Annotated in this window: 12 protein-coding genes; 5 read left to right on the plus strand and 7 right to left on the minus strand. The window is 70.8% G+C overall.

Annotated elements, in window-relative coordinates:
• Positions 1-259 (plus strand): hypothetical protein (locus P409_RS16015; RefSeq protein ID WP_034839085.1); only part of this gene is annotated, 259 nt, incomplete at its 5' end.
• On the opposite strand, the gene P409_RS37990 is transcribed toward P409_RS16015, so the two are convergent.
• The 3 genes from P409_RS37990 to P409_RS16025 form a co-directional block, all read right to left on the minus strand.
• Positions 222-413, minus strand: a complete 192-nt coding sequence (locus P409_RS37990) for a hypothetical protein (protein WP_152613409.1) — start codon at positions 411-413, stop codon at positions 222-224. The genes P409_RS16015 and P409_RS37990 overlap by 38 nt on opposite strands.
• Before the next feature lie 110 nt (positions 414-523).
• Positions 524-1,030, minus strand: a complete 507-nt coding sequence (locus P409_RS16020; RefSeq protein ID WP_034839086.1) for an SRPBCC family protein — start codon at positions 1,028-1,030, stop codon at positions 524-526.
• Complete coding sequence (locus P409_RS16025; RefSeq protein WP_034839087.1) at positions 1,027-1,374, minus strand: ArsR/SmtB family transcription factor; 348 nt, start codon at positions 1,372-1,374, stop codon at positions 1,027-1,029. Before P409_RS16025 ends, P409_RS16020 begins: the two co-directional genes overlap by 4 nt.
• 99 nt (positions 1,375-1,473) lie before the next feature.
• On the opposite strand from P409_RS16025, the gene P409_RS16030 reads away from it, so the two are divergent.
• Complete coding sequence (locus P409_RS16030) at positions 1,474-2,385, plus strand: LysR substrate-binding domain-containing protein (RefSeq protein WP_034839088.1); 912 nt, start codon at positions 1,474-1,476, stop codon at positions 2,383-2,385.
• A gap of 3 nt (positions 2,386-2,388) precedes the next feature.
• On the opposite strand, the gene P409_RS41570 is transcribed toward P409_RS16030, so the two are convergent.
• The gene (locus P409_RS41570) at positions 2,389-4,056 is read right to left on the minus strand and encodes an acyltransferase (protein ID WP_034839089.1); all 1,668 of its coding nucleotides are present in this window, start codon (positions 4,054-4,056) and stop codon (positions 2,389-2,391) included.
• Positions 4,057-4,065: 9 nt separating this feature from the next.
• Positions 4,066-5,343, minus strand: coding sequence for an ABC transporter substrate-binding protein (locus tag P409_RS16040; protein ID WP_034839090.1), 1,278 nt, complete (start codon positions 5,341-5,343; stop codon positions 4,066-4,068).
• 203 nt (positions 5,344-5,546) lie between these two features.
• On the opposite strand from P409_RS16040, the gene P409_RS16045 reads away from it, so the two are divergent.
• The 3 genes from P409_RS16045 (at position 5,547) to P409_RS16055 (ending at position 8,937) form a co-directional block, all read left to right on the plus strand.
• A complete protein-coding gene (locus tag P409_RS16045) occupies positions 5,547-6,587 on the plus strand; it encodes a LacI family DNA-binding transcriptional regulator (RefSeq protein WP_161790408.1) in 1,041 nt (346 codons plus the stop codon).
• A gap of 78 nt (positions 6,588-6,665) precedes the next feature.
• Complete coding sequence (locus P409_RS16050) at positions 6,666-7,670, plus strand: DUF3137 domain-containing protein (RefSeq protein ID WP_034839092.1); 1,005 nt, start codon at positions 6,666-6,668, stop codon at positions 7,668-7,670.
• A 301-nt stretch (positions 7,671-7,971) separates the two neighbouring features.
• Positions 7,972-8,937 carry an OmpA family protein gene (locus P409_RS16055; protein WP_034839095.1) on the plus strand — a complete coding sequence of 322 codons (966 nt, stop codon included), beginning with the start codon at positions 7,972-7,974 and terminating at the stop codon, positions 8,935-8,937.
• Positions 8,938-8,997: 60 nt separating this feature from the next.
• On the opposite strand, the gene P409_RS16060 is transcribed toward P409_RS16055, so the two are convergent.
• Together P409_RS16060 and P409_RS16065 are read right to left on the minus strand one after the other, a co-directional pair.
• Positions 8,998-9,351 (minus strand): VOC family protein, encoded by a 354-nt coding sequence (locus tag P409_RS16060; protein ID WP_034839098.1) that lies wholly within the window; start codon positions 9,349-9,351, stop codon positions 8,998-9,000.
• A gap of 74 nt (positions 9,352-9,425) precedes the next feature.
• Positions 9,426-10,147, minus strand: a 722-nt coding sequence (locus P409_RS16065; protein ID WP_238578704.1) for a helix-turn-helix domain-containing protein, incomplete at its 5' end; no start/stop codon positions are given.

Raw genomic sequence — 10,147 nt, forward strand, 5'->3', positions numbered from 1 at the left:
GACGGATGCGATGGGGCGAGTGGTGGCATTCCTCGACCGGCCAAGTCGCTCCTGGCCCCTGCGCCTGCCGGTGCCCTTGCTTGTGCTGCAGCCGGATGCCGCCGGCGTCCGGATCACCCGCGCCGCCGCCACCGGTCGTCTCCGCTTCGGCGGTCCTGGCTGGGAGTTCCCGTCGGACGGGCCGCTGACGCTGTTGGCCGGGAAACGCCCGCTCCTGGCCCTTACGCTGGCAGACGCCGAGGCGCGGTTCGGGCTGTGAGCGGGTGAGGTGCCGGGGCGCCGTCGGTGCAGTCCGGCTGCGGCGGCTCGGCCCAGAAGGGCAGGTCCGCCAGCTCGCGCGGGGTCATGCGCAGCAGCGCCTCGGCGCCGTCGGGCCGGTGCTGGCCATCCCGGCGCCGGAGGAAGGAGAACATCGTGGCCTCCTAGGCAGATCTTCTCCAAGAGATAGATCCGCGGCGCGGCGGCCACGATGGACAGTGTCTCCCCACACCTATAGAAAATCTCCATAGGCGTGGCGAGCCGGTCAGCGCTTGGCCAGCTGCTCGTCGAGTTTGTCGAAGGTGCCGCCCCAGCCTTCGGTCATCGACTCCGTCATGCCGGCGAAGGCCTGGCGCTCCTCCGCGCTGGCGTCGAGCGGAGTCCACACCAGATGCAGCCGGGTGGCCGCCCCCTCCTCCACGAGGGTCAGGGTCGACAGGATCCTGAGCGGCCACGCCCCGCCGAACGGCGACGAGACGACATTGGCCTGCTCGTCGGCGAAAGAATGCTCCCAGACCAGACGCGAGGGCTCGACCACCTCGCGATAGAGGAACTTCACCCACATCGGGCTGCCGCCGGGCGAGTCCATCCGCCCATGCATGATCCCGCCCGGGCGCAGGTCCAAGGTCTTGATGGTGCTGGTGACGCCCTTCGGGCCGAACCATTGCGCCAGGATCTCGGGCCTGGTCCAGGCCTCCCACACCTGCGGGCGCGGCGCCTGGAACAGGCGGGTGATGACGAACTCGGTACCGGCGGCGGTCGCGGCTCTCATGATCGATCGTCCTTCTGCGATTTGATGTTGGCCTCGAGCAGCTCCTCGAGGCGGTCGAAGCTGTCGTTCCAGAGGTTCCGGAAGTGGTCGAACCACTCGACTGTCTCCTTCAGCGCCTGGTGGTTGAGGCGCCGCGGCCGCGACTGGGCGGCCTGCCCCCGCTCGATCAGCCCCGCCCCTTCCAGCACCTTGAGGTGCTTGGAGATGGCGGGCTGGCTGATCCGGAACGGGGCCTGCAGCTCCGACACCGTCGCCTCGCCCTGTGTGAGGCGAAGCAGGATGGCGCGCCGGGTGGGATCGGCGAGCGCGGCGAATCTGAGGGTGAGCGAGTCTTCTAAAACCATATAGATATATAACCAATTGGATATTTAAGAGTCAATGCCTCTTCGGCCATCGGATGCGGCGACGCTGGACAGTCCGCCCCGGCCCGATCAAGAAGGGGCATGCCCTCGCCCTTCCCGATTCCGCTGAATGCGCTGCGCGCCATCGCGGTGGTGGCGCGCGGCGGGTCACTGTCGGCCGCGGCGAAGGAGCTGGGGGTGACGCCCGGCGCGGTAAGCCAGCACATCCGCCGGGCGGAGGCGCGGTTGGGCGTTCTGCTGTTCGAGCGCGCCCCCGCCGGGCTGGTGCCGACGCCGGACCTGCAGCGGATCCAGCCGATGCTCGACGCCGGCTTCCGCATGCTGGCCGACGCCATCGGCGCCTTGGCGGCGGAGCGGGCCGGCATCCTGACCGTCACCGCCGGATCGGCTTTCGCCGCGCGCTGGCTGGTGCCGCGGCTGGCGCGCTTCACCGGCGCGCATCCGGAGATCGAGCTGCGCTTCGTCGCCACCGCCGCGACCATCGACCTGGCCGCCAGCGATGTCGACTGCGCCATCCGCATGGGCCGCGGCGGCTGGGTGGGCGTGCTGGCCGAGAAGCTGGTGCCGCAGACTGTGTTCCCGGTGTGCTCCCCCGCCCTGGCGCAGTGCCTGAAGCACCCGGCCGACCTGGGATCGGTGCCGGTGATCCGCGATGAGGGCTCGCTGATCTCCTGGGCCGAATGGTTCGCCGCCGCGGGTGTCGCGGCGCCGCCGCGCCTGTCCGGCCCGTCCTACACCGACCCGATCCCTGCGCTGGAGGCGGCGCTGGCCGGCCAGGGCGTGTTCATGGCCTGGCAGCTGGTCGCCGCCGACGCGCTGGCCGACGGAAGGCTGGTGCGCCCCTTCCCGGTCGCCGCGCCGACCGAGATCGCCTACTGGTTCGTCACAACAGAGGCCAAGGCCCGGCAGCGCAAAGTGCAGCTGTTCCGCGCCTGGCTGGAGGCGGAGCTGAGCGCTAAGCGGGCGCGCCCGGTGTCCGGCGTGTGGGGATAAGGTTCACCATCCCGGCGAGATCCGGTTGGCCGGCAGCGCCGGGCCCCAACGATGCACCCCGACCAGCCGGAAGCGCACCGCATCCGCCAGGCCGAGATGGGTCAGGATCAGGGCGACGATCGACAGCCACATCTCCGTCCCCTGCAGCCCCGGCTGCTCGCCGCGGCTGAAGGCGAAGCCGCGGCCCGGCTGATAGTGCCGGAGCGCGGCGGCGAGCAGAGCGCGCAGCGCCTCCGCGATCTCGGCCGCGCGATAGCCGGTCTGGCGGGCGCAGAGCATCAGCGGATGCACCACGTCGAGCACGTTGCAGGCGTTGAAGCCGGTCTGCGCGAACCCGCCGTAACGGCGGAGATGAGCCAGGACGGAATCGATCGTCCGCTCCGCATAGGGCAGCGGCAGGCCGAACTGGGCATAGGTGCCGCGGGTCAGCCGGTAGAAGCCGTTCACCGGCTGCAGCCAGTCGTCGCCCACCGGGCCGCTCCACAGCCCGGTCGTGGCGTCGGCCCGCAGGGTCAGCCAGCCCATCAGCGTGGCCAGCGGGCCGGGATCGCCGAAGTCGCGGGCGTTGAGATAGCAGGCCGTGCCCAGCGCATCGACCCAGGCGCCGGAGGACCAGCCGCGCTGGGCCCAGGGCAGCCCGTCCAGCGCCCGCTGCAGCGTGGTGGCGCCGAGCCCTGAGGCCCAGGCGACGGGGTGGCGGAAGCCCGCGCCGAGGCATTCCAGCGCGTAGCCGACGCAGAGGATGTTGTAGAGGTTGTCGCCACCGGGATCGGCCGGCGGGTCGCGCCGCACCGCCTCCGGCGTGTCCGGGTTGAAGCACAGACCGGTCGCCGGATCCTGCAGCGCCTGCAGCCGGGCGGTCCACTCCTCCCGGTCGAAGGGCGGCGGCACCGCGCCGAACATCGCGGCGATCTGGATCGCGTCGCAATCGGCCCGGAACGGCGCGTTGTCGGCGTTGCGCGGGTCGCGGTACCAGGAGTCCTGGCCCGGCGGCGCCGCGTGGGCGGCCAGGATCGCCGGCCACTCCTCCCCGATCCGCGCGTCGAACGCCATCACCTCGGCCAGCAACGCATCGGCTGGCGGCGCGCCTTTAGGCCGGCGGCGGTCACGGATCACTCGGGCGGGGTTGCCGCCGACCAGCGCATAGTCCGGCACATCGCGGGTGACCACCGCCCCGGCGGCGACGATGCAGTGGCTGCCGATCCGCACCCCGTCGGTGACCACGGCGTTGGCGCCGATCCAGACGTCGTCGCCGATCTCGATGCCCTTGGACGACACGCCCTGCTGCGCGATCGGCGTCTCCGGATCGTCCGAGACATGGTCGAAGCCGGCGATCATCGCGCCGGCGGCGATGCGGACCCAGGAGCCCATCCGCACCTGGCCGATCACGGAGGAATGCAGGTTGAAGGAGCAGTTATTGCCGGCGACCAGCTGCCCGTGCAGCCGCACCCCGGCGGCGACGACGCAGCGGTCGCCCAGCGTCAGGCTGTCCGGGAAGATGTAGGCCTGGGGCGACAGATAGCAGGCCTCGCCGAGCTTCAGCGGCAGGCGCCGCGCCAGCTGTGCGACGAAGGCTGCCTGCGCCCGGCGCTGCTCCTCCGTCGCGTTGTTCTCGAAGCGCCAGGGGTGGGAGTCGAACTCCTCGACCTGGCGGACGTCCGGGACCGTCATCGGATCTCCTCAGAGGATGCCGCTGGCGTCGGCGACCAGCTGGGCAGCGCCGTCGGTGATCGAGGCGGTGCCGAAGGCGACCGTGTCCGCCACCCGCTTCAGCACCCGGCCGAATTGCTGCGACCCCTTGGGCGGCGGCGGGGGATAGGGGCCGACCTTGTCGGCGATGAAGTTGACGTACTCGACCGTGGCGCGCTCCACCGGCGTGAGCGTCGGCAGGATCAGCTCCCGCGTCGCCGGGCTCATCGGCACGCCGCGCTCCACCCCCAGCACCTTGGCGGCCTCGGGGTCGTTGAGGAAGAAGCCGATGAAGGCGGCAGCGGCCTCCGGCGCCTTCGACCGGGCATAGATCGACCAGCTCGAGGCCGGCCGGTAGAACTGCCCCGGCTTCGCGCCGGGACCGCCATTCGGGAACATCGTCAGGGCCAGCGGCACGGTGGTGGCCGACTGCATGCCGACGATCTGGTTGGAGAAGGCCAGGCTGGTCGCCGCCTTGCCCTGGATCAGCGGCATCTGGGTGATGGTCGAATCCGGGCTGAGCGCGGCGATGTCGGCCGGCACGCAGCCGCCGGCCTTGCGCATCTTGTCCCAGTAGCTGAACCACTCCGCCGCATGGTCCTGGTTGAAGCCGAGCGCCCGGTCGGCCGTGAACAGGTCGGCGCCGCGCTGGCGCAGCCAGACCTGAAACGCGTAGCCGTAGCCGCTGCCGTCGCAGGAGCCCCAATACTGGTCGCGGCCCGCCGCCTTGGTCAGCTCGATCATCCGCGCGGCATAATCGTCCCAGCTGGTCTTGTCGTCCGGCGGGGCGATGCCGGCCGCCTTGAACACGGCGGTGTCGTACATCAGCGCGAAGGAATTGAGGCCGTGCGGGATGGCCCAGACCTTGCCGTCGAGCGCGCAGAGATCGAGCAGGCCGCGGGGGATGCCGGCGGTGTCGATCGGCTTCGGCATCAGCGAGTCCAGCGGCAGGGTGGCGCCGCGCTGGACGAAATCGGCGAAGCTGCCGGGCTCGAGCTGGAAGATGTCCGGGGCGCTGCGCCCGACCAGCTGCGTCGCAAGCTTGGGGAAGTACTCGGCATTGCTGACCTCGCCCACCAGTTCGGCACCCTGCGCCTTCGCCTGGTAGAGCTTCAGCACCTCGGTCGTGCGGCGGGTGCGGTCGTCATTGCCCCACCAGACGATTCGCAGCCGTTCCAGCTCGGCCCGCGCCGCCGCCGGAACCATCGCCGCCCCGGCCAGCCCCAAAGCCCCCGCCAGCACGGATCTGCGCCCGATCGCAGCCGTCATCGCCGCCCCTCCCTGGTTCGTTGCCGATGGCGCGAGCGGTGGCCCGCCCGATGAAGTAACCGTTTGGTTACAAGTGAACCGGGGATCGCACGCCCTGTCAATTCGCAATGCACCCTTTGGTCGAACCGCCGCATCGCCCCCCTTGGCCCGCGCCGCCGTTCCGGGCATCGTCGCGGCATGATCCTTTATTCCGAGACCGCGCCGTGAGCCGCAGCCGCAGCCTGCCGCCAGTACCCGAGGACGGGCGGCCGCGCATGGCCGACATCGCCCGCATCGCCGGCGTGTCGGTGGCGACGGTCAGCCGCGCCCTGGCAGGGTCGCCGCGGGTGACGGAGGAGACGCGGGAGCGGATCGAGGCTGCGGTGCGCGACACCGGCTATGTCGTCAACCGCATGGCCCGCAGCCTGCGCCTGCAGCAGGCGCGGCAGGTGTTCGTGATGGTGCCGAACATCGGCAACCCGTTCCATGCCTCGGTGCTGCTGGGCGCCGAAGAGGCGGCGGTGGCCGCCGGCTTCCATGTGCTGATCGGCAACACCGCCGGCGACCCGGCGCGGGCGGAGGAGCATGCCCGCCAGCTGCTGACCGGCGCGGTCGACGGCATGCTGCTGCTGGGCGGCCGGATGCCGGAGCCGCTGAAGGCTCCTGCGCTGCAGGAGCGGCTGGTCGCGGTGATCGAGCCCGTCGCCGCCCCCGGCGTGCCGGTGGTCGAGATCGACAATAGGGCCGGCGCGCGGGAGGCGACGCGGCACCTGATCGGGCTGGGCCATCGCCGCATCGGCCATATCGGCGGCAGCCCCGGCACCACGGCGACGCCGAAGCGCTTCGCCGGCTATGCCGAGGCGCTGGAGGAAGCGGGGATCGAGCCGCAACCCGAGCTGGTGCGCTATGGCGTGTTCTCGATCGCCACCGGTGCGGAGCAGATGGCCGAGCTGCTGGAATTGCCCGAGCCGCCGACCGCCATGTTCTGCGGCAGCGACGAGATCGCCATGGGTGCCATCCGCACCATCAAGCAGGCCCGGCTGCGGGTGCCGGAGGACATTTCGGTGGTCGGCTTCGACAACATCTACTTCGCCGCCGTCACTGACCCGCCGCTGACCACGATCGACCAGCCAGCCCGGCAGCTGGGCTTCGAGGCGATGCGCCTGCTGGCGGACCGGCTGGCCGGTGCCGCCGGGCCGAAGCGCGGCGTGACCGTGCCCTACCGCCTGGTGGTCCGCGCCAGCACCGCCCCGCCGCGGCGTTGAGGGGATCTTTTCCGCCGGTCGACGTTTCGCCACAGTCCCGAACCAGAGTGGCGGCGCATCAGCGAGGGGGAGATCACGGTGCCGGGGGACCTTCCGCAGGCGGCGGCCGTGCGGCTTTCACAGGCGATCGACGCCCTGGAAGCGCAACGGCGCCGGGCGGCCGAGGCCACCGTGGTGATCTGCGGCCAGATCGTCGTGCTGGCATTGGTCTGGGGCGTGGCCCCGATCGCGCGGGGGCATTGGTCGCCAGGCGGCATCTTCACCGCGGCGGCCGCCATGCTCGGCGCCAGGTTTCTGCTCGGCCTCAGCGAGAATCTGTGGCGCAGCACGGCGAACCGGATCGTGGTGCCCATCCTCGCCGAGACGCTCGGCGGCATGACGGCCAGACTCCGCAGCCGCGGGCCTGCCCTCGATTTGCTGCCGGCGATCGGCGCGCTGCTCGACCCCGATGTGCTGTTCGACCTCGACCCGGCCTTCGAGCTGGGGCTGCTGCCCCGGAGAAGCGCGAACTGGGCGGATTGGCGGCTGGACGGCGAGCATCGGTCCCTGGCCTTCACCATGGCCGCGATCGTCCAGCGGTGGAACACAGCGGGCAACAAGCCGGCGTCTCGCCGCTCCGACCATGTCCTGCTCTCAATCGTCGTGCCGGTCCCATTCCAGGGCCGTGTCCTGATCGCCCGTGACGGCGGGGTGTTCGAGGCGATCGCCGATCACCTGACGCCGCTGCTGGACACGGTGCTCTCGCGGCCGGACTCGCCGCAGCGCCTGCAGGCCCCCTATGAGGCGTTCGAGCGCCGATTCACGGTCCGGGCCGACGATCCGGCCGAGGCGCAGCGCCTGGTCATCGCTGCCGTCGCCGAGGGGCTGGTGGCGATCGACGAGGCGCATCCGGACCGATCGGTCCGTGCCGCCTTCCATCGCGGCCGGCTGTGGCTGGCGCTGGACCTGGCGGAGCCGATGCTGCAGCAGGTCAGCCTGCTCCGCCCGGCGCCGGCGATGATGGCGCAGCTGCAGGAGATGCTCGGCGAGCTGGGCCTGCCGCACCGGCTGATCGACTATCTCCACGGCCGCCCGCCGGCCTGAGACGGAGTCGCCCGGCCTGCTGTCCGCGCTGTGCGGGTTGAGACTGCCGGCGAGCGATCCGGCGATGGTGTTGCCCGATTGCAACTCACCCTCACAGGGCCGAAAAAGCCGCCGCCGGCCTGGCTTTCCGCCCCTTTCCCCACCCGTCTGCCTATTATGACGGGCCGGCGACAGTTCAAGATGCGACATCGCCGCTGCGCGCCATTTTGACATACATTCAGGGACGTATGTGTCGATATTGTCCGATTCCGGGACGAGATTCGGGACCGGAATCCTAAGCGAGAAACTCGTGGAGTCAGGAATGACCAGACGCATCGTCTTCGCCGCGGGAGCGGCCGCACTGCTCGCCGCGACGCCGGCCATGGCCCAGCAGGTGAGCGGCCTGTATGTCGGCGCCGGAGCGGGCGCCAACTTCCTCCAGGACAACGGCCTGAACAACGACAGCTATGATGTCGGGCCGGCCGGCAACCTCTATGTCGGCTACGGCTTCGGCAACGGCTTCCGCACCGACCTCGAGGCCAGCATCCGGGAGAACAGCCACGATGGCAACAACCACCAGACCACCTACGGCCTGATGGCGAACGGCTACTACGACTTCGATTTCGGGTCGCCCTTCGTGCCCTATATCGGCGGCGGCGTCGGCGTGGCGCTGGTGGATGCCGACTTCAACCCGAGCGGCGGCGGGCGGTACTTCGATTCGACGAAGGCGAAGTTCGCCTATCAGGGCATCGCCGGCGTGGCCTACAACTTTGCGCCGAACATGGCCGCAACCCTGGAATACCGCTACCTCGGCACCGAAGGGCCGGTGTTCAAGGACAACGGGGTGCGGATCAAGGGCGACGACAACAACAACCACACCATCCTGGTCGGCCTGCGCTACACCTTCGGCGATGTCGAGGAGGCGCCGCCGCCGGAGCAGGTGCAGCAGGTCACCCAGTCCCGCAGCTACCTGGTGTTCTTCGATTTCGACAGCTCGAAGCTGACGCCTGAGGCCAAGCAGATCGTAGGCTCGGCCGCCAGCGACGCGCTGCAGGGCAAGAGCACCCGGATCGACGTCACCGGCCACACCGACCGGTCGGGCTCGGACAAGTACAACCAGGCCCTGTCGGTGCGCCGCGCCGAGGCGGTCCGTCGCGAGCTGGTGGCCGATGGCGTGGCCGACAGCGAGATCGTGACCCGCGGCGTCGGCGAGGCCGATCCGCTGGTCCCGACCGCCGACGGCGTGCGCGAGCCGCAGAACCGACGGGTTGAGATCGTCGTCAATTGAGATTCCGCAAGAATCTCGGAGTACCGGAAGGGGGCCTCGGCCCCCTTCCTTCTTTTGGCGCTACCGGTCGGACCAGACCGCCAGCTCATAGCCGTCCGGATCCCGGAAGTGGAACCGCCGGCCGCCGGGGAAGCTGAAGATCGGCTTGGCGATGCGGCCGCCCGCCTGCTCCACCCGCTGCTGCGTGGCGGCGAGGTCGTCGGCGTAGAGGATCACCAGCGGGCCGCCCGAGCCGGCCGGGCTGCCCTGGGCGAAGCCGCCCTTCAGCCGGCCGTCGTCGAACTCGCAATAGGCGGGACCGTAATCGGTGAAGCTCCAGCCGAAGGCCTGGCCGTAGAAGTCGCGCGAGCGCGGGATATCGGCGACGGTGAGCTCGATATAATCGATACGGCGGTCATTGCCGGGGCTGGCCATGGGGCCTCCTTTTCTCTGATCCGGTCACCAGCCTGCCACCGCCCGCCCCGCTTCGTCTTGAACGGAACGGCCAGTCAGGCCGCCGCGCGGTCCGGCAGACGGCCGGCCGCGAGCTGGCCGACGACCGTGGCCGGGGTCAGGCCGGACAGGCGCCGCACCTCCCGCGTCAGATGCGCCTGTTCGGCATAGCCGGCCGCGGCGGCGAGGCCCGACAGCCCCGTCTCCTTCCCCGCCGCCGCCAGCCGCAGGAAACGCTGGAAGCGCAGGATCCGATCGAGCGTCTTGGGGCCGTAGCCGAAGGCCTCATGGCAGCGCCGGCGCAGGCTGCGCTCGCTGATATCGAGGCGGTCGCGCAGCGCCGCCAGCCCCGCCTCCTCCGGCCCGCGGCCGAGCCGGCGGAAGGCCAGCGCCATCTCCGGCGCCGGCAATGCGATCCCCGGCGCCACCCGCGCCAGCCCGGCCTCCAGCCGGGCCATCCGCTCCGCCATGGTCCGCGCCTCACCGATCCGATCGGCCAGGCCGCGCGCCCAGGGACATCCGAACTCCGACAGGTCGAGCTGGCGGCCGGTGATCTCCGACATCGGCAGGCCGAGCCAGCGCGGCGCGGCGCCGGGCCGGAACCGCACCGCGACCACCGGATCACCGGGCGGTAGCACGGGTGATGGGCGGTGACGTCCGGCCCGGCCACCACCAGCTGGCCGCCGGCCCACAGCAGGTCGACGCAGCCATCCGGCACCACCGCGACCGGCGCGGCCGGCCCTTCGCGGGATGACATGGACCCAGCGGCACAGCAGAT

The sequence above is a fragment of the Inquilinus limosus MP06 genome (genome assembly GCF_000767795.1).
GTDB lineage: Bacteria > Pseudomonadota > Alphaproteobacteria > DSM-16000 > Inquilinaceae > Inquilinus > Inquilinus limosus_E.

Coding starts and splice junctions, on each gene's coding strand:
- P409_RS37990 (WP_152613409.1), bottom strand. CDS start 413: ATGTTCTCCTTCCTCCGGCGCCGGGATGGCCAGCACCGGCCCGACGGC.
- P409_RS16020 (WP_034839086.1), bottom strand. CDS start 1,030: ATGAGAGCCGCGACCGCCGCCGGTACCGAGTTCGTCATCACCCGCCTG.
- P409_RS16025 (WP_034839087.1), bottom strand. CDS start 1,374: ATGGTTTTAGAAGACTCGCTCACCCTCAGATTCGCCGCGCTCGCCGAT.
- P409_RS16030 (WP_034839088.1), top strand. CDS start 1,474: ATGCCCTCGCCCTTCCCGATTCCGCTGAATGCGCTGCGCGCCATCGCG.
- P409_RS41570 (WP_034839089.1), bottom strand. CDS start 4,056: ATGACGGTCCCGGACGTCCGCCAGGTCGAGGAGTTCGACTCCCACCCC.
- P409_RS16040 (WP_034839090.1), bottom strand. CDS start 5,343: ATGACGGCTGCGATCGGGCGCAGATCCGTGCTGGCGGGGGCTTTGGGG.
- P409_RS16055 (WP_034839095.1), top strand. CDS start 7,972: ATGACCAGACGCATCGTCTTCGCCGCGGGAGCGGCCGCACTGCTCGCC.
- P409_RS16060 (WP_034839098.1), bottom strand. CDS start 9,351: ATGGCCAGCCCCGGCAATGACCGCCGTATCGATTATATCGAGCTCACC.